Consider the following 19,608-nt stretch of genomic DNA (forward strand, 5'->3'; position numbering starts at 1 on the left):
ACAATTTTATGCCTTTTTCCTACCGGACTCTATAAGCTCTTTTTCAAAAGCTTCAGGGTTTTTCAGGTAATAATCCTGATGGTATTCCTCTGCTTCGTAGAAGTTCTTGTAGGGTAAAAGAGCTACCTGAGCCTTTTTGCCTGATGCAACTTCAAGAGTTTTTATTTTGTCCTGCGCTATTTCTTTTTCCTCTTCGCTGTTGTAGAAGATGGCGAGAGTATAAGAAAAACCTTTGTCGATGTATTGACCTTCGGCGTCATAAGGGTCAACGTTGGCAAAATAAATATCAAGGAGCTTATCATAGGCTACTTTCTCAGGGTCATAGACCAGCTTGATTGTCTCTCTGTGGCCTGTTTCCTGGTGCTTGACCTGCTCGTAAGTAGGATTTTCTTCATCGCCACCTGCGTATCCACAGATTACCTTGTCAACTCCGTACATTTTATAGATTGGCGTAACGCACCAAAAGCATCCGCCTGCAAAATAAGCTTCTCTCATGATGTCTCCTTTTCAATGGCCATTAATTTATTTACTGATTCTGTGTAGCTCACTTGTTTCAATGATGACTAAAAGAGTAGTTTCCTCTGTGAGCTTTCTGTTTGGATCGATGAAAGCCCAGTTACTGCCTCCGTTGCGGACAGCTACTACATTGAGCTTGTATTTTTTTCGAAGTTCAAGTTCTATAAGACTCTTGCCAATCCAGTTTTCTCTAGGTTTAATCTCTATCATGGACAGGTTATCATCCACCTGGAAGTAGTCCATGAAGTTGTCGGACAGAAGAATTCTTGCAGACTGATTTCCTCCGAAATCCTCCGGGATAATGATCTTGTCTGCACCGACTTTTCTAAGGATGGATGACATTCTCTCTGATGAACTTTTGGCAACTACAAGGGGGACACCCAGTTCTTTTGCCACTGCTACGATCATGATGCTGGCAGCCAGGTTTCGGCCCATGGCACAGACTACAGTGTCCATATTCTTGATGTCCAGAGCCTTTATCTCTTCTTCATTTTCAAGGTCAGCGCACACAGCAACGGTGCAATGATCCTTCATTTCCTCTATCTTATCTTCGTTTATATCTGCTACCAGGACGTCTGCACCCATGTCGTAAAGACTTTTTGCAAGGCTTGTTCCGTATCTTCCAAGTCCGAGTACTGCAACTGATTTTTTCATATAGCCTCCTTAACCTACGTAGAATTCGCCATCTGCGTATTTGCTGGTATTATTGCTTTTCTTGGGTTTGGCAAAAAAGATTGCCATTGAAATAGGACCAATCCTGCCAAGGTACATTGAGATAATGATGATGATCCTGCCGGCAAGATTTAATGAGGGAGTCAGATCTCTTGTAAGTCCTACTGTAGCTGATGCGCTTACAACTTCAAACAGAGCATTGGTGATACCAAGGCCTCTATTTGTTGCCATAAGGGCAAGAGTCATTACTACTACGGTAAAAGAGCTGACAGCTACGATAACTGTGGCCTTTCTCATGAGGTCGTCATCAACCCTTCGGTGAAATACCAGGTTCTTTTTATCCTGGTTAATATAGGTGATGATATTCATGGTGGCCAGAAAAAATGTTACTGTCTTGACACCACCTGCAGTACCTATTGGAGATCCACCTATGAACATTAGTAAATAAGATACTATGCAAGAGGTTTCAGTCATGCGGCGCTGGGAAAAACTGGCAAATCCAGCTGTCCTAAGGGTTACTGACTCGAAGAAACTGTTTATTATCTTATCTGGAAGAGACATATTTCCAATAGTTCCAGGATTGTCGTATTCAAATATGAAAATAGCTACAGCACCTAAAAGGATAAGTGAAAAGGTCAGTGACAGCACGAGTTTAGTGTGCTCTGAAAAGCGCTTCCAGACCTGAACAGGAGTGTAGCCTTTTTTGAATCCATATTTAACGCCAGATGAAACATCAAACCATACAACATAGCCAAGACCTCCCAGGACGATAAGCAGCATAGTCGTAAGGAGCATTCCGGGGTTACTGCTAAACTGTCCCATACTAGTGGGACCTATGATGTCCATTCCTGCATTACAAAAGGCAGATACTGAGTTAAAAACTGAGGCCCAGATGCCCTTTTTTACCCCTAATAAAGGTACCAACGAAAAAGAATAAAGAACTGCACCGATAAGCTCGACTGTAAAGGTTCCCAGCATGATGCGAACCAGTTTGCCAAGAATTCCTGACCTTGTGTTTAAGTTAAGGGCATCCTTGAGCATCATCCTCTGGCCCATAGAGAATTTTCTCTTGGTTACCAGAAGGAGCATGGAAAAAACGGTGATGATACCCAAACCGCCAATCTGTGCCAGGACCAGAATAACTGCCTGACCAAAGATGCTCCAGTGGCTGTAGGTATCAACAACTACAAGACCTGTTACACACACTGAGGTCGTAGCTGTAAAAAGAGCTGTTATAAAATCTGTTCCCTGTCCTGATGCGGCAGAAAATGGCAGCATCAAGAGGATTGTTCCTAATATAATTGCCCCAAGAAAACTTAGTGGTATCAAGTGTTCTGAGGATAAACTCCACTTTTTCAAATCCTTCTCCTAAAAATGCGTATTAGCAATGGATAAATTGCTAATACGCATTATAGCAAATAATCATAGAAATCGCTTTATACAGTTTTACCAAGTTTATTGCTTATCAAGGCGCTCAGGAAGAAATACTTACAGTAATAGCATGGTTATCAGCAATTTCAATTTCAAAATATAGCTGGGAGTCTATAAGCTGGCTGAGATAATTGTTAAAATCTTCTTTGCTTACAATTTCCGGGCCTTCTTCTCCACCAACCATCTGAAAAGTGGTGTCATCTGTGATGGTAAATGCATAGATTCCATTGTCGGAAACAGATACTATATCCTGATCCTGGAAGTTTCTATATCCGAAATTCCCGTAGATAACAAGGTTGTTGTCGATTATCTGGGCCTGATAGATGATAGTGTATAAAGAACCATATTCATTAGCTGCTCCAATTTTATCTTTTCCGGAGGACTGCAGAGTGCCGGCGTAAAAGCCATCTGCTGTGTTAAATTCGACACCTTCCGGAAGAGAAGATGATGTGCCTTTGTTAGTATCATTTTCCTGAGCAGCAGTTGAGTCATCGATTGGTTCAAAAATGCTTCCTGTTTCAGCATTTGCTGTCGCATCAGCATTTTCTTTTTTTGATTCGCAGGCTACAAGACTTAAGCTGAGTGCAAAAACCAGAATCAATCCAAGTGTCTTTCTTTTCATATTTCTTTTCCCCTCTCAATATAGAATTACCTATTTATTATACAAGATTGTACGGTAAATAATTAAGTAGTTATTAAGCAAATCATAAAAGTTGATAAAATCATATCTTTTTGGGGCTCTTATGATTAGTTTTATGATTTTTTGGCGATATACTAAATATAAGATAAAGTTAACAACTGGCCAAAATATGGTCAACAGTATGATTCAAAGAGAGGGGATATTCATGCAGGAACGTAGAAGTATTAACAGAGTGGAATTTATAGCAAATAGTGTGATTGTAGACAAAGAGACACTTACCAGATACTACGGGCAAGTCAAGAATATCAGTCCTTTGGGAATTGCGATAACTGTTGATAAAAGAATTCCTGATCTTGTGACCAGGGATGTGATCATTGTTGCAGAAACTATGATCATGTACGCTGAGGCAGTGCGTGAGGATAAAGAAGAAAATGGCAAGAAGACACTTGCTTTTAAATCCAGAAAGTTCACACCTGATGTATTACAGTATCTGTTTACACAGATCGGATTAGAGGATGCTTCTGAGTAAAGAGGTATCCATGTAACTGAAAAACGTCTGCAAATCCAGATAGGTTAAGATTCTGGGAAGTGAGAGGAGACGCTTATGAAGAACAACACTCTTACCAACAAAAAACTTGTATCTGCGCTGATGATCGGTATTTCAGCCATGATGACCTTGCAATCACCTGTAACGGCGTATGCAAGTGGGCCAAGTGAGGAATTGCCAGATAATACTGGCCCGGAACCAAATACCGAGACGCAGGCAGAAAGTGTCGATACTTACGAACCAGTAACTTCTGAGGCCCAGAGCCAGGCAGAGACAGCTCAGGAAGCAATCTCTGGAAGCCAGGAGCAGGCTCCTTCTGCAGAGGGACAGCAGGAAGCAGATGTAGTAGCAGATGGTGCTGCCAAGGACGCTCAACAAGCAGCTGACCTGATCCTTCAGGGAAGTGAAGAAATGGGTATTCCTGCTGCTTCATCATCAGAAGAAGGAACTAAAGTAAATGCCCAGATCCAGAATATGATCGAAGCTGCAGAAGCTATCGTCAATGATGGCCCTCAGGAGGATGGAAGCGTTGCTCCTTCTGCTGTTTCTGATTTTACTGAAGCTGCCACAAAGGTTGCAGAAGTTAAGGATGATCTTTCTCAGGCAGAAACTGCTAATAAGGAGGTAGAGGCATCTTATACTCAGGTTCAGGAAGAGTCAAAAGAGATAACAGATTCAGCCAGTGAAATGATAAAAACTGCCGACGGAATGAAGCAGGATACAGAAAATGCTGATACCAAGGCTGCTGAGCTTGTAGAGAAGGTCCAGAATGCTACAAATGAAGAAGATGCCCAGAAGGCATACAACGATCTTGAAAAGCTTGTTTCTGATATGGAATCAGATCTTGCTGCCAAGAAGGCTCTTTACGATAGAATGGTTTCCGACTACGAAAAGGCAGTTGAAAAGCTTAACCAGGCGCAGGCTGCTCTTGATGCAGCTGAAGAGCGCTTTGATGGCAAGGTCAGCGATGCTGTACAGGGAACAATCACAGCTCAGGCTAGCGTAGCTGAGGCTCAGCGCAAAGTTGATAATCTTGCAGAGGCTCTTGATAAGGTTGAAGATAAATTGTCCGATGAGAACGAGGCCAATAACCTTGCTAAGCTTCGAGGCAACAAGGAGTGGGAAGGCAAGATCGGCGGAATTGACAAGAACAGAGTGATCATGCATGAGGTTGTGGCTAACTACTACATACCACAGGTTTTGGGGCTTGATATCATCTTGGATGAGGTTGACTACACAAGAGACTTTAAACCAGTAAGCGGCGCAGAAGGCCAGGAGTACAACTATCACGAGTTTAATTTCAAATATAAGGATAAAGACGGTAATATTCATGAAGCAACCAGATACTTTAACTGGGATTCACTGACCAAGTTAAACCTTAGTGCTCTTAATCTCAATAATACTGCAGGTGTGGTTGTCTTTGAAAAGACAGAGGATGAGATTGAGGCAGACAAAAAGGTCAAGGAGTACTATAAGGGGCAGTCGATTCTCAATAATAATAACAAGAAAACTGCCTATAATCAGGGCAAGTTTGATGTCTTTGTATACACGGATGATACAGGTCAAAAGAACTATCTCATCCGGGATGAGATTGAGAACCCTCAAGATGCAAGCAAGTTCTCTTATGGAGATGATGGAACACCACTTAGCTATGACGGTCATGAGCTTACAATGGTTGTGCAGAACCAGAACAATCTGCTTCACGATGGAAACTGCCTGATTGTAGCTTCTGAAAAGAATATCGTGAAGTATACTACTCATGATACGGATGTTAGAAATAAAGTCATCTGGAATAATGGCCAGCCGAGACTATCAGCTGATAAGGTAGATGAGATCATTGAAAACAGCAGGGCTCTTAATAACTTCATTGCCCAGAACAGTGTGGCCAAGAATCCTAATACAGCGGCGCTTATGAATATATATGCTAAGTATAAGAACGCTACTATTGAAGCTAAGGGGGCTGCGGCACAGGCAACAGAAGAAGTTAATAAGCTGGCTGATGCAATCGATACTATTAAAGAGCAGAGTAAGAACAAGAAATCCAGAATGGCGGTGGATGTTCTAGGGGTATCTGATATTGCAACGCACCTTGGAATCACAGTTTCTGCAGAAGAGGCTACAAGGCTTAATGGCATGACAATGTCAGAGCTTGTAAATGAGCTTAACGGACTTAAGGCTCAGGCTGATGAAAAGGCTGCTGCGGCACAGGCAAAGGCTACGGAGCTTCAGAACAAGCTTGATAATGCTGCTGGAGTTTTGGAAAATACAATAGCAAGGCTTAATCCAGGAAGCGGCGGAGGCGGCGCAGTTTTAGACGATGGAGCAGGTAATCTGCCTGGAGGAAGCAGCGGAGGTGGCGCGGCGGAAGCTAGCGCTGCAGTAAGACCTGGTGGAATTATCGCTACTGTCTCAGGTGGAGTTGCCCTTGAAAATGATGCTGCTGGCGGAACAAACGGAGTTGCCCTTGAAAATAATGCCTCTGGCGGAACAAACGGCGTAGCTCTTGAGAATAATGCTGCTGGAGCAGGCTTTGGTGATGTGGTTGAGATTGGAGAAGAAGAGGTAGCTCTTTCTGATGGAATCACAGATCAATCTGCTGAAGTAGATTCAAGGCCTACAATACAAGCTCAGCAGAATATTGTAAAAGCAGACACTGAGAAGATAGTCACTATCGAAGAAGAACAGACAGCTCTTTCAGCAACTGTAGATAGTGGAACACTGCCGATAAAGAAGAACTGGTTCTGGCTCATCGTTATTGCTGTACTTGGAAGCACCGGAGAAATGCTCTACAAGAGGCACATGGAAAGGAAGGAAGAAAAACTTCGAAAAGAAGATGATGAGTGGGGCGATTGATAACAACCCTTGTAAATGATATTAAGATAATAAAATGGACTGCGGCTATAATTAGCTGCAGTCCATTTTTGAAGAACTACTGATATGAAATATGTCAGTTAAGCGAAGCGCTTCCTTTGCATAAATACTGCATTAAAGAAGACGGCCTACAATCATGTCAAACAGGCTAAAGCCTAGCTGGACTGAAATAATTGAGAATAACCAGTATGCGATGAATACCAGCATACCTACATTGAGGATAGCAGTGCTAAATCTCTGGCCTTTTGGTATTTCCTCTTCATGATGCTGGAATACAAATTTCTTATGAAACACGATCATGAGTATGATACCGGCTATAACAAGCATGAAAATGAATATTGAGAATAAGCCAAGTGTAGCAAAGACATCAATATGTTCCATTACATATTGGTTGTATTTTTCCATATCTCCACTGTAGTAGAGATCCATAAATTCTGATAAGTTTATTTTTGAACTCAGGATCAATGTAAGTGTAGTGCTAAAGCCATTTACAAACATGTGGAAGAGGATAGTATACCAGATTTTGCCTGTTCTAAGGTAGATAAAGGCAAAAAATATTCCAATGCCGAAAGCATAGACAAACTGCGCAAGATTGCCATGATAAAGGCCAAACATCAGCGCAGAAACCAGCATTGCCGTAACTTCACCGTAGTTTACCACCCTGTCGATGATGAACTTTCTAAAGAGGAGCTCCTCGCAGATTGGTGCAAGAATAGTAACAACAACGACCTGTACTACAGGGGATATGTTTCCTAGAGCATCAATAAGTGGATTAACATTTCCAAGACCTGTGTATTTCCCAATGAAATTATTGATAAGAATGCCAACGATATTGAAAAGAATCATTGTTGCGTAGGTTATGCAGATTGAAGTGAGAATTCCGCCAAATCCCAGTTTGTTTTTTTGAATGTCAAATTTGGGGAGCTTTCTGATAGCAAGATACATAGCAGGGTATAATAGGCCTACGCGGACAGCGTAATTGATTATTATGTTTGCATCTCCCTGAAGTCCCTCTTTTCCTGCAATCCTGGAATATACAATATAGCAGATTGCCATAACAACAAGATAACAAAAGTAAAGAAGAATGTAACTTAGTCCGATTCGAGAGTACGTTTCCTTTGCTTTATTTTTTTCCATACAAACCTCCATAAAATCATAAAAAATATAAGGTTATTATAAGCCAATAGTTTCCTGAGGAAATAGCTTTTTTGGTGGATAGTATATTTTTAATTTGTTTTAAGTGGCTATAAAAAATCAATTGCCACATGTTCTTTTTTTTCGTATAAATAAATGTAAAAGAAAACATGAATGCAATATCATTTATTGATAATAGGAGGCATACCATGGAAAAGAAGTTATCAAGGCTGTTTGACTATCAGAAATTCGCACAGAGTAGTGAACTTGCAGATGTTCTTGCAGATGTGGACTCGCGATATCCAATGGCCAAGGAACTGTCGGATGATGATCTTATGAATGTAGCAGCTGCAGGTTCTGCGATGCAAAACTGCAAGGACAATGGTGGAAGGCCAAAGAAGCGTACATAAAAAATATTTGGAGGAGTAAGGAGAGGTATGATAAACGAAAGTTTCAAGGCCATGTTGGGGGCCAAGTCGGTTATCCGAGAGCTGTCGGAGTATGCCACAGCAAGGGGGAAGGAAATCGGCTACGAGAATGTTTTTGATTTTAGTCTTGGAAATCCAAGTGTAGCGGTACCACAGGAGTTTACTGATGAGATGATACGGCTACTAAGGGAGGAAGATACCATGACACTTCATGGATATACGCCAAGCCTTGGAAATCCTTTATATAAAGAGAAGATTGCAGAGTCTTTAAATGAGAGATTCGGAATGAATTACGGACCTGAACATATCTTCCCTACTACCGGAGCAGCGGGAGCAATAGCTCACGCTGTTCGTGCTGTTACAAAGCCTGGGGATAAGGTCATAGCCTTTGCGCCTTTCTTTCCAGAGTATGGTCCATATATTACCGGAGCAGGTCTGGAACTTAGCATAGTTCCAGCGGATACGAAATCTTTCCAGATCAATTTTGACAAGTTTGAGGAGATGCTTGATGAGAGAGTTATGGCAGTTCTTGTGAACACACCAAACAATCCATCTGGAGTTGCTTATTCTACAGCAACTCTTACAAGACTTTCCGAGATTTTAAAAGACAAGTCAAAAGAGTTTGGACATACAATTTTCCTTCTTTCAGATGAACCATACAGAGAGATTGTGTTTAAGGGTGCAGATGCTCCTTATGTTTCCAAATTCTATGATCATACCCTTAGCTGTTATTCTTTCTCTAAGTCTTTGTCACTTCCTGGAGAAAGAATTGGTTATGTTGCAGTTAATCCTGCCTGCGAGGGAGCAGAGTTCATCGTGCCAATGTGCGGCCAGATATCAAGAGGCACTGGTCACAACTGTCCTCCATCCATCATTCAGCAGGCAGTTGCCAAGGTATGTGGCATGACAGCAGATCTTTCTGTTTATGAGACCAATATGAATATTATCTACGATACTCTTGTAGAGCTTGGCTTTACAGTAGTAAAGCCCGGGGGAACTTTCTACATCATGCCTAAGGCTCTTGAGGAGAGTTCAATAGAATTCTGCAAAAAAGCCAAGAACTATGATCTGATCTTTGTTCCTACCGATGGTTTTGGTGCGCCAGGGTTCTTTAGAATGGCTTATTGCATAGATACCGAGAAGGTTGAGCGTGCAATGCGGAGATTAAGGGAGTTTGTAAAAGCAGAGTATAATCAAATGCGTTGACAATGCGGGTTAAGGGGTGTAAACTCTATTTCGTAAACTGCTTTATTGTTTTAACGAGTTGCATAAATCACTTTTGATTTTTGAGGAGGAGAAAAAAGAGATGGCCGAAATCAAGAAGACAGAGGCAACTGTAAAACCCGTTGCTTCAATCAAGACACCCGTTGTTGCAGAAGCTAAGATAGCAGAGGCTCCAAAGGCTACAGTTGCAGCCAAGAAGCCAGCAGCTAAGAAGCCTGCAGTTAAGAAGGCAGCAGCTACTACAGCTAAAAAGCCTGCAGTTAAGAAGGCTGAGCCAAAGAAGGCTGCAGCTCCAGCTACTAAAAAGGCTCCTGCTAAGAAGGCAGCAGCTAAGAAGCCAGTTGCCAAGAAGGAAGTAGCTCAGGCTACATTAAAGACAAACATCGTGCTTCAGTATGCTGACAAGAACGTAACCTATGATACTCTTGTTGAGAATGCTGAGAATGTTTATCAGTATGATATGGGCAAGAATGTTTCAGATATCAAGAAACTTGATCTCTACGTTAAGCCTGAAGAGAATACTGTATACTTTGTTGTTAATGACAAGGAACACAATCAGTACGGATTATAATTTTATAGTGCTCAAACAGTTTATAAAGTCCTGGTCAGCTGCTTGCAGTTGGCTGGGACTTTTTGCGTTAAAACAAATGATTGTATACAAAACATTCTTTACGTAAAAAAGAACATTAATATTACACTTATTCTCGAAGGTGCATAAAAACTGCTTATCGCTGGCGATAAAATTTTATTTTAATAATTCTTTTAGAAATTGATTATTTTTTCTTGACTTAAATTAATATCGCTCGTACACTATTATCAATACGATGAAGTATGAGAGTGCTTCATTTTTTTTACCCTAAATGCTTTAATGCTTAAAAGTGTTAATGGGGAAACGCTTTAAATCAAATTAGTTTTGTCAGACTATTACGTATTATCGGTAAAAATGCCCTATTAGGTGCTTTTTTATAATATTATGTGGAGGAAAAGTGTATGAAAAGAAAAGTGGGACCCGCTAGGGTGCTCGCAGTGATCTTAAGTGCTACATTTGCACTTACTAATGTGGTCACTGTTTCAGCTACATCTGGGGATGACGCAGCTAACCTTTCCAGCAGCCAGGAAGAGGCAGCACAGGAAACAAGCGCAGCAGCTGAAGAAAGCACAGACGAGAGCGGAGCAGCTGCTTCAGAAGCAGCAGAAGAAGTTTCAGAAGATGCGCCTTTGTTCGAGAAGGTTAATCCTGAAGATGAGGATTACTTGAATGAAAAGGAAGTTTTTGAAGGTGATGTAACAGAACTTCCAGTTGAGGAGAAGGATCCTGAGGAGCAGACTCGTGTAATCATCGTTATGGAGGGCGACAGCGTCCTTGATAAGGGATATGACACAGAGAACCTTGCTGACAATGATGCAGCTATGAATCTTTCAGAGCAGATCGTTGCCGAGCAGGAAGAGACAGTAGAAAAGATCGAGGCTGAGGCTCTTGATGGAGAAACACTCGATGTTAACTACAATCTCTCAATCATCACAAACGCTGTATCTGCAGACGTTGCTTACAAGGACATCGCTAACATCGTTGATGTTGATGGCGTAGAAGCAGTTTATGTAGCACAGCAGTATGACCCAATGGTAGAGACAGCTAATCCTGAGACAGTTACAGCTGGCGAGATGGTTGGCAGCTATACTTCATGGGCAACAGGCTATACAGGTGCAGGCACAAGAATTGCTATCATCGATACAGGTATCGATTCAGATCACCCTTCATTCGATGAAGGGGCTTTCAAGGCTCACCTTGAGGAGACAGCAGAGACTAACGGTAAGAGTGTTGAGGACTACAACCTTCTGACAGCAGAGGAGATTGCATCAGTTCTTCCAAATCTTAACGTAGCACAGAGAAGTGAAGGCGTTACAGCAGATCAGCTCTATGTAAATGAGAAGATTGCTTTCGCTTTCAACTATGTAGACAAGAACCTTAATATTACACATGACAATGATGATCAGGGTGATCATGGTACACACGTATCTGGTATTGCTACAGCAAACTACTATGTTCCTAACGCAAACTCAGATACAGGATATGCAAGACAGGATATCGGTGTTGTAGGTGTTGCTCCTGATGCACAGCTTATCACTATGAAGGTATTTGGTGCTAAGGGTGGTGCTTACAGTGATGACTATATGGCAGCTATCGAGGATGCTATCCTTCTTAAGGCTGACGTAGTTAACCTTTCACTTGGCTCATCAGCAGCTGGTTATTCAGCTGATTCTGAAGCTTACATCAATGATGTATTCAACAAGCTTCAGGGAACAAGCACAGTAGTATCAATCTCAGCTGGTAACTCAGGTCGCTGGTCTGATGATTCTTCATATGGTGTTAACCTTAGTGCAGATGTAAACCAGGATACAGTTGGTTCTCCTGGATCATACTACAATGCATTTACAGTAGCTAGTGCTGTAAACAGCTCAATTACTGCTAAGTATTTTGATGCTGCTGGCCAGAAGATCTTCTATTACGATGGAAATGATACAAAGGCTCCTAAGTTTGCAACACTTGCAAAAGACGAGGATGGAACAGAGTATCCATATGTATTCCTTAATGCTAAGGGATTGCCTGCTGATTATGAGGGTGTTGATGTAACTGGTAAGATCGTATTTGTACAGCGTGGTGAGTGCACATTCGGTGAAAAGCAGATGAATGCTGAGGCTGCTGGTGCAAGCGCTGTTATCATCTACAATAACCAGCCTGGTACTATCAACATGACACTTCAGGGAAGCACAGCAGTTATTCCTGCAATTTCTATCACACTTGCTGATGGAGAGGCAATTGCAGCAGCTTCCACACAGGTTTCTGATAAAGTTTATGAAGGAACACTTACTGTAGTAGATAAGCTCGGCGTTAACTACAATGTTGCTGATGGATACACAATGAGTGATTTCTCATCTTACGGTGTTCCTGGAACACTTGATCTTAAGCCTGAGATCACAGCTCCTGGTGGAAATATCTACTCAACAACAGACAATGGTACATATGGAATCATGAGTGGTACATCAATGGCTGCTCCTTCAATCACAGGACAGAGTGCACTTGTTGAGCAGTATATCCGTGAGAATGGACTTGATGCACGTACAGGACTTTCAGTTCGTACACTTGCTCAGTCACTTCTTATGAGTACAGCAGTACCTCTTCACGAGGGTAATGATCCTGAGGGACTTGAGTATTCACCAAGATCACAGGGCGCAGGACTTGGAAATGCATACAATGCAGTAACAACACCTGTTTATGCTCTTGTTGGTGATAAGGAAGGCAACGATGGTAAGGTAAAGGCAGTTCTTGGAGATGATCCAGAGAAGGCTGGAAACTACAGCTTCTCATTTGATCTCTACAATTTAACAGATGAACCTCAGTATTACGAGCTTGATGCTTCTGTTCTTACTGAGCAGATCTATGAGCAGAGCGGTCTTACATTCTTTGCTGGAACATCACACAAGCTTAACCCTTCAGTTTCACTTACAGCTAATAACACAGTTCCTATTTTTGATCTTGATGGAAACGGTGTAACAGATAAAGCTGATCAGAAGGCGTTCCTTAAGGTTGTAAATGGAACACTTGAGAATGAAACATTTAAGGCACACCCAGATTTATTCGACCTTAACGATGATGGTGCTGTAAATACTAAGGACGTATATCTCTTTACTAAGAAGGATCTTGCTTCTGAGAAAGCATTAGTTGAAGTAACAGATAAGACAACAGTTAATGTAAATATCAACCTTTCAGACAGCGATAGAGAATATCTTGCATTGTTTGAAAATGGTATGTATGTAGATGGTTTCGTATATGTTGATGGCGATGTAGATCTTTCAGTTCCATTCCTTGCATTCTATGGAAGCTGGGCAGATTCTTCAATGTTTGAGCCATACGACTTCTACGAGGCTAAATACAACAAGGATTATGCAGGACAGACATATTCAGGAGTTTCAAAGACTAACTTCCTGTCATTGTTCCCTCTTGGCGATTCTGATGAGTACTACTTCGTTCCTAATTTGTTCGTAGATGAGGATGAGTACTTACCACAGAGAAATGCTATCAGCTCAGAAAATGGAACAGTACTTGGTTCACAGTACTACTCACTTATTAGAAATGCTAGCAGAGTAATTACAACAATCAAGGATAAGAACACAGGTGAAGTTTACTTCGAAGATACAAAGACAGAGAATTATGCAGCATTTGTATATCAGGGACAGTGGCAGAACTATATTGATTATACAGAGCTCAACTGGCCAGCTACAGACAAAGAGGGTAAGCCTCTTCCAGAAGGAACAGAAGTTGAGGTGACTCTTCAGGCTATTCCTAGCTACTATGATAAGGTTGAGGATCCTACAACTCTTCAGAATGCAGGTCTTTACCTTAGAACACCTATCACAGTTGATAACACTGAGCCAGAGATCGTAAATGTTGCTCCAAATGCTGAAGATCCAACAAAGATCGATGTAACAGTTAAGGATAACCGTTATGTAGCAGCACTTCTTGTATATGACAAGGACGGAAAGACACTTGAGAAGCATGCTATCAACCAGACAGAAGAAGGTGCTGAGACTGTAGTAACAATCAATAATTATGATAAGAAGATCTTTATTGATGTAGCAGACTATGCTCTTAACATTGTTGAGTATCGCATTAACAATACAGACCATGAAGAGACACAGTTCGTTGAATCTATCACAATTGACCAGGGTGAAGAGATCATTCTCGGAACATGGGTAATGGATAACTTTACAGCAACTGTTGGCCCTGACTGGCTTGCAGAGGATGCTGATGGTGTTACATGGTCATCTTCAGATGAGGATGTTTGCTATGTTCTTTCATCAGGCCTTTTCCTTACATTTAGTGAGGGTGAATGCATAGTTACAGCAAAGACTATCAACACAACAGTTGATGGCGAGCACCTTACAGCTCAGATCAAAGTTATCGTAAATGATGAGCTTTATGAGGGCAATAAAGAACTTCCTGAGAACCTTCCAGATGATGTTCCAGCAGAGTTCAGAGCACGTTTTGAGCAGATCAAGGCTGCAAGAGCAGCTAAGGCAGATAACAGCGCTTCAGAGGCATCAAGTGAGGCTTCAAGCGTAGTTGCTGAAGATGAAAAGACAGATGATGCAGCAGTAGCAGCTTCTTCTGAGGTAGTAGAAGAGGCATCTGACGAGGCATCTACAGGCGCTTCTGATGATGAAGTAGTAGAGGATCAGGCTGGAGAGGCTGGTTCAAATGAAGAAGTTGTAGGAGGAGAGAATGATGATTAAATTATTGAATAGGGGAGTCGTTCTCGGATTAACAGCAGCAGTTCTTTTCTCAGTAGCACCAGCACAGACAGTTGCGGCAGCAGATGTTGCCCCACTTCACACAAGTGTTACTGTTGATGGAAGGGATTCAAAGCAGACAGTTACTTATGATCTTAATCTTGATACAGTTACTACTACAGATGGTAGAGTTGCTGTAACATACGATCCTGAGGTACTTGAGCTGACAAAGGCAGCTGATAAAGTTAATTTTGACATAGAGGACTTCAATAGCGATTATTCAGATGAGGATTCAAAGGGTGTAGCATTTGCTTATGTTAATGCTAAGCCAAAGAGCCGCAGCGGAAAGGTTCTACACGTAAAGTTTGCTGTTAAGGACTGGACTAAGGCTCAGGACACTGTTATCAAGACAGAGGTATTTGGTATCAACAATGAGGATCAGGAGGTAGTTCCTGCAACTGTTATCGAAGATCAGGTTTCAGTTGGAAGAAATAAGCCAGTTACTCCTCAGAACGTTACAGCTACACAGGTAGTTGGCGGCGTAGAGATCAAGTGGACAAAGGATGAGAACGCAGATTACTACGTAGTATATCGTGCAAAGGCTGAAGAGGGACCTTACCAGAAGATTGGTACTTCTAAGGGCGATTCACTCCTTAATGTATTCGTAGGCCAGAAGGACTACTACTATAAGGTAGTTGCTCACCAGACAGGTTCACCATCTTATGATTCAGAGCCTTCAGCTCCAGTTAAGGTTACTGTAACTAAGCTTCTTGGTGTTATCGGTGGCTGATAAGAAATCACATTAAATAAGGAAGAGACCTGCATCAATTGAGATGTGGGTCTCTTTTTTTCTACATTTTGATATTTCATACATTATTAATAAATGTAGAGGTTGACATTGGATGTAGGGAGTGATATTTTATGATACAGAAGATGTTAGCACTCAAACCTAGTGAGTGCTAACACTCAAAAATACCATTCCAATGAATTTAACCGGTGAATGCAGAGGAAGGGCCTATGGAACTAGACGAGAGAAAAAGAAAAATACTTCATGCCATAGTTAAGAACTACTTGGAAACAGGAGAGCCTGTAGGAAGTCGTACAATTTCCAAGTACACAGATCTTAATCTTAGCTCAGCCACAATCAGAAATGAGATGGCAGACCTTGAAGAGATGGGACTTATTTTACAGCCTCATACTTCAGCAGGTCGTATCCCTTCAGATCAGGGCTACAGAGTATATGTAGATGAAATGCTAAGGGATAAAGAGCAGGAAGTTGAGAACATGAAGGAAATGCTTCTTGACAAGGAAGAGAAGCTTGAGAATCTGCTCAAGCAGGTTGCCAAGACATTGGCCGTAGATACCAACTACGCAACTATGATCTCTGCTCCTCAGATCAGGAAGAATAAGCTTAAATTCATACAGATTTCCAAGGTGGACGAGGGTCATCTTTTAGCTACTATAGTAATTGAGGGCAATGTCATCAAGAACAAGATCATCCCAGTAGAGGAGGTTTTAGATGATGCCACAATGCTCAAGCTTAACATCCTTATGAATACAAGACTTGATGGTCTTGCAGTTGAGGATATTAACTTAGGCCTAATAGCTGCTGTTAAACAGGAGGCAGGTATCCACAGTGAGATCATTGGCAATGTTATAGATGCCGCAGCAGAATCCATCACAGCTGATGAAGATCTGCAGATTTACACAAGCGGAACAATGAATATTTTCAAGTATCCGGAACTTACAGACAGTGCCAAGGCAAGTGAGCTGATCAGCACTTTCGAAGATACCAAGGATCTTACAAGTATTGTTGAGGGAACTCTTTCAGCAGATACTGAGGAGACTGGAATACAGGTTTATATTGGTAATGAAACTCCTGTACAGGCCATGAAGGATTGCAGCGTAGTTACAGCAACCTATGAACTAGGCGATGGAATGAAGGGAACTGTAGGTATCATCGGACCTAAGCGAATGGACTACGATAAGGTTATTTCAACTCTTAAGAATATGAGACATGCGCTGGATGACCTTTACAAGAAGAACTAGCGCAGTTTGACATAGATTAGTGATTATCATCAGGAGGCAATCGATTTGAGTAATACAGACAAGAAAGAGAAACAGGTTTCCGAGCAGGAGAAAGAGGTTCTCGAAGATATCATGGAAGAGCTCGAACAGGAAGCAGAAGAGAGAGCGGAGAACAAGGAATCCGAGAACAAGGAAACAGAGAGCAAGGAAACAGAAAATAAGGATTCAGCGGACAAGGCTGAGGCGCCTGCAGATGCTGAAGCTCCCAAGAAGAAAGGACCTTTTGCCAAGAAAGAGAAAAAGGATCCGCTTAAAGAAAAAGTTGAAGAACTCAATGACCGTGTCATGAGACAGATGGCCGAGTTTGATAACTTCAGGAAGAGAACAGACAAGGAAAAGGCTCAGATGTTTGAACAGGGCCAGGGTAGTGTCCTTGAGAAACTTCTTCCCGTTATAGATAATTTCGAGAGAGGCCTTGCAGCAGTTCCAGAGGCAGAAAAGGATGGAGCTTTTGCAGACGGTATGAACAAGATTTACAAGCAGCTTATCAAAGAACTTGAAAATCTTGGAGTAACCCCAATTGAAGCTGTGGGTAAGGAATTCGATCCTAACCTTCACAATGCAGTAATGCAGGTTGAGAGTGCGGAGTACGAATCCGGAATAGTAGCACAGGAACTTCAAAAGGGATATAAGTTCCACGACACCGTGCTTAGACATAGCATGGTTGCTGTTGCACAGTGAGTGATATAGGGATTCAAAGTTTCAAATATGTATGCTTGCATGCATATATTTGAAACCTTGAAGACCGAACAGACATGAGGAAGTAGCATGATAATGCGGATTCCGAATGGATGTAGGATTGCGAGAATAAAATGGAGCAATCCGTATATAACGATGATTTGTATATTATTCAAATAACGGAGGAAAAAATCATGAGTAAAATTATCGGTATCGATCTTGGTACAACCAATAGCTGCGTAGCAGTTATGGAAGGTGGTAAGCCAACTGTTATCGCTAACGCAGAAGGCGCTAGAACAACACCTTCTATCGTAGCTTTCACAAAGAATGGAGAAAGAATTGTTGGTGAGCCAGCTAAGCGTCAGGCAGTAACAAATGCAGACAACACAATTTCATCAATTAAGAGAGACATGGGTACAGACAATGGTCGTACTATTGATGGCAAGAAGTATTCTCCACAGCAGATCTCAGCTATGATCCTTCAGAAGCTTAAGGCTGATGCTGAGCAGTATCTTGGCGAGAAGGTTTCTGAGGCTGTTATCACAGTTCCTGCATACTTCAATGATGCTCAGCGTCAGGCTACAAAGGATGCTGGTAAGATTGCAGGCCTTGAGGTAAAGAGAATCATCAACGAGCCTACAGCAGCAGCTCTTGCTTATGGTCTCGACAACGAGAAAGAACAGAAGATCATGGTTTATGACCTTGGTGGTGGTACATTCGATGTATCAATCATTGAGATTGGTGACGGCGTTATCGAAGTACTTTCAACAAACGGTGATACACATCTTGGTGGTGATGACTTTGACCAGGCAATCATCAACTGGATGGTTCAGGATTTCAAGAATAAGGAAGGCGTAGACCTTTCAGGCGATAAGATGGCTATGCAGAGACTTAAGGAAGCTGCAGAGAAGGCCAAGAAGGAACTTTCTTCTTCTACAACAACAAATATCAACCTTCCTTTCATTTCAGCAGGCGCTGATGGCCCTAAGCACTTCGATGTAGATCTTACAAGAGCTAAATTCGAAGAACTTATCCATGATCTTGTTGAGAGGACAGCTATTCCTGTTCAGAACGCTATGAAGGATGCAGGCCTTACAAATGCAGATATCAGCAAGGTTCTCCTTGTTGGTGGTTCAACTCGTGTTCCTTGCGTAGTTGAAAAGGTTAAACAGCTTACAGGACATGAGCCTTCAAAGAGCCTTAACCCAGATGAGTGCGTAGCTATCGGTGCTTCAATCCAGGGTGGTAAGCTTGCAGGAGATGCTGGTGCTGGTGATATCCTTCTTCTTGATGTAACACCTCTTTCACTTTCTATCGAGACAATGGGTGGTGTTGCTACAAGACTTATCGAGCGTAACACAACAATTCCTACCAAGAAGAGCCAGGTATTCTCAACTGCTGCAGATAACCAGACAGCTGTAGATATCAACGTACTTCAGGGTGAGAGACAGTTTGCTAAGGATAATAAGTCACTTGGACAGTTCAGACTTGATGGAATCCCTCCAGCAATGAGAGGAGTACCTCAGATCGAGGTTACATTCGATATCGATGCTAACGGTATCGTTAACGTATCTGCTAAGGACCTTGGAACAGGTAAGGAGCAGCACATCACAATTACAGCTGGTTCTAACATGTCTGATGAAGATATCGATAAGGCTGTTAAAGAGGCTCAGGAGTATGAGGCTCAGGACAAGAAGCGTAAGGAAGGAATCGATGCTCGTAACGATGCAGATGCATTCGTATTCCAGACAGAGAAGGCTCTTCAGGATGTTGGAGACAAGATCGACGCATCTCAGAAGCAGACTGTAGAAGATGATATCAAGGCTCTCAAGGATCTTCTTGAGCAGACTAAGGATAAGGAACTTTCAGACTCTGAGATCGATTCACTCAAGAGCCAGAAGGAAAAGCTCATGAACGATGCACAGGCTCTGTTTGCTAAGATGTATGAGAATGCACAGGGTGCAGCAGGCGCAGGCCCTAACATGGGTGCAGGTGCAGGCCCTGATATGGGATCAGCTTCACAGAACACATCAACTGGTGACGACAACGTTGTTGATGGAGATTACAGAGAAGTTTAAGTCTTTGTTAAT

General features: G+C 42.0%; 15 protein-coding genes. 10 read left to right on the forward strand and 5 right to left on the reverse strand.

Annotation, left to right across the window (positions count from 1 at the left end; genetic code table 11):
* Positions 1-6: 6 nt before the first annotated feature.
* The 4 genes from msrA to G631_RS0107835 all read right to left on the reverse strand — a co-directional run bounded on the left by msrA (position 7) and on the right by G631_RS0107835 (position 3,241).
* Complete coding sequence (gene msrA / locus G631_RS0107820; protein ID WP_026488978.1) at positions 7-495, reverse strand: peptide-methionine (S)-S-oxide reductase MsrA; 489 nt, start codon at positions 493-495, stop codon at positions 7-9.
* A 27-nt stretch (positions 496-522) separates the two neighbouring features.
* Positions 523-1,170: a potassium channel family protein gene (locus G631_RS0107825; RefSeq protein WP_026488979.1), complete on the reverse strand. Its 648-nt coding sequence runs from the start codon at positions 1,168-1,170 to the stop codon at positions 523-525.
* Between the two features lie 9 nt (positions 1,171-1,179).
* Positions 1,180-2,547 (reverse strand): TrkH family potassium uptake protein, encoded by a 1,368-nt coding sequence (locus G631_RS0107830; protein ID WP_026488980.1) that lies wholly within the window; start codon positions 2,545-2,547, stop codon positions 1,180-1,182.
* A gap of 115 nt (positions 2,548-2,662) precedes the next feature.
* Positions 2,663-3,241, reverse strand: a complete 579-nt coding sequence (locus G631_RS0107835) for a hypothetical protein (RefSeq protein WP_026488981.1) — start codon at positions 3,239-3,241, stop codon at positions 2,663-2,665.
* Positions 3,242-3,464: 223 nt separating this feature from the next.
* Between G631_RS0107835 and G631_RS0107840 the strand changes: the two genes are divergently transcribed.
* Both G631_RS0107840 and G631_RS0107845 read left to right on the forward strand, forming a co-directional pair.
* Positions 3,465-3,788 carry a hypothetical protein gene (locus G631_RS0107840; protein WP_026488982.1) on the forward strand — a complete coding sequence of 108 codons (324 nt, stop codon included), beginning with the start codon at positions 3,465-3,467 and terminating at the stop codon, positions 3,786-3,788.
* 75 nt (positions 3,789-3,863) lie between these two features.
* Positions 3,864-6,659: a hypothetical protein gene (locus G631_RS0107845; RefSeq protein WP_026488983.1), complete on the forward strand. Its 2,796-nt coding sequence runs from the start codon at positions 3,864-3,866 to the stop codon at positions 6,657-6,659.
* A 132-nt stretch (positions 6,660-6,791) separates the two neighbouring features.
* Here the strand turns inward: G631_RS0107845 and G631_RS0107850 are convergent, their stop codons facing one another.
* Positions 6,792-7,814 carry a CPBP family intramembrane glutamic endopeptidase gene (locus G631_RS0107850; RefSeq protein WP_026488984.1) on the reverse strand — a complete coding sequence of 341 codons (1,023 nt, stop codon included), beginning with the start codon at positions 7,812-7,814 and terminating at the stop codon, positions 6,792-6,794.
* Between the two features lie 206 nt (positions 7,815-8,020).
* Here G631_RS0107850 and G631_RS0107855 point away from each other — a divergent pair, with 206 nt between their 5' ends.
* From G631_RS0107855 to dnaK, 8 genes are all read left to right on the forward strand, one after another.
* Positions 8,021-8,221 carry a hypothetical protein gene (locus tag G631_RS0107855; RefSeq protein WP_026488985.1) on the forward strand — a complete coding sequence of 67 codons (201 nt, stop codon included), beginning with the start codon at positions 8,021-8,023 and terminating at the stop codon, positions 8,219-8,221.
* 27 nt (positions 8,222-8,248) lie between these two features.
* Positions 8,249-9,445, forward strand: coding sequence for a pyridoxal phosphate-dependent aminotransferase (locus G631_RS0107860; protein WP_026488986.1), 1,197 nt, complete (start codon positions 8,249-8,251; stop codon positions 9,443-9,445).
* 100 nt (positions 9,446-9,545) lie between these two features.
* A complete protein-coding gene (locus G631_RS21125; RefSeq protein ID WP_051197014.1) occupies positions 9,546-10,034 on the forward strand; it encodes a DUF6465 family protein in 489 nt (162 codons plus the stop codon).
* Between the two features lie 419 nt (positions 10,035-10,453).
* The gene (locus G631_RS18500; RefSeq protein ID WP_051197016.1) at positions 10,454-14,755 is read left to right on the forward strand and encodes a S8 family serine peptidase; all 4,302 of its coding nucleotides are present in this window, start codon (positions 10,454-10,456) and stop codon (positions 14,753-14,755) included.
* Positions 14,745-15,542: a hypothetical protein gene (locus G631_RS0107875; protein ID WP_026488987.1), complete on the forward strand. Its 798-nt coding sequence runs from the start codon at positions 14,745-14,747 to the stop codon at positions 15,540-15,542. The genes G631_RS18500 and G631_RS0107875 overlap by 11 nt, the downstream gene beginning before the upstream one ends.
* Positions 15,543-15,769: 227 nt before the next feature.
* Positions 15,770-16,801: a heat-inducible transcriptional repressor HrcA gene (hrcA, locus tag G631_RS0107880; protein WP_026488988.1), complete on the forward strand. Its 1,032-nt coding sequence runs from the start codon at positions 15,770-15,772 to the stop codon at positions 16,799-16,801.
* A gap of 45 nt (positions 16,802-16,846) precedes the next feature.
* Positions 16,847-17,521 carry a nucleotide exchange factor GrpE gene (grpE, locus tag G631_RS0107885; RefSeq protein ID WP_026488989.1) on the forward strand — a complete coding sequence of 225 codons (675 nt, stop codon included), beginning with the start codon at positions 16,847-16,849 and terminating at the stop codon, positions 17,519-17,521.
* A 191-nt stretch (positions 17,522-17,712) separates the two neighbouring features.
* On the forward strand, positions 17,713-19,596 hold the full coding sequence (dnaK, locus tag G631_RS0107890; RefSeq protein ID WP_026488990.1) for a molecular chaperone DnaK: 1,884 nt from the start codon (positions 17,713-17,715) through the stop codon (positions 19,594-19,596).
* Positions 19,597-19,608 lie beyond the last annotated feature (12 nt).

The sequence above is a fragment of the Butyrivibrio sp. XBB1001 genome (assembly GCF_000424505.1).
Lineage (GTDB): Bacteria > Bacillota > Clostridia > Lachnospirales > Lachnospiraceae > Butyrivibrio.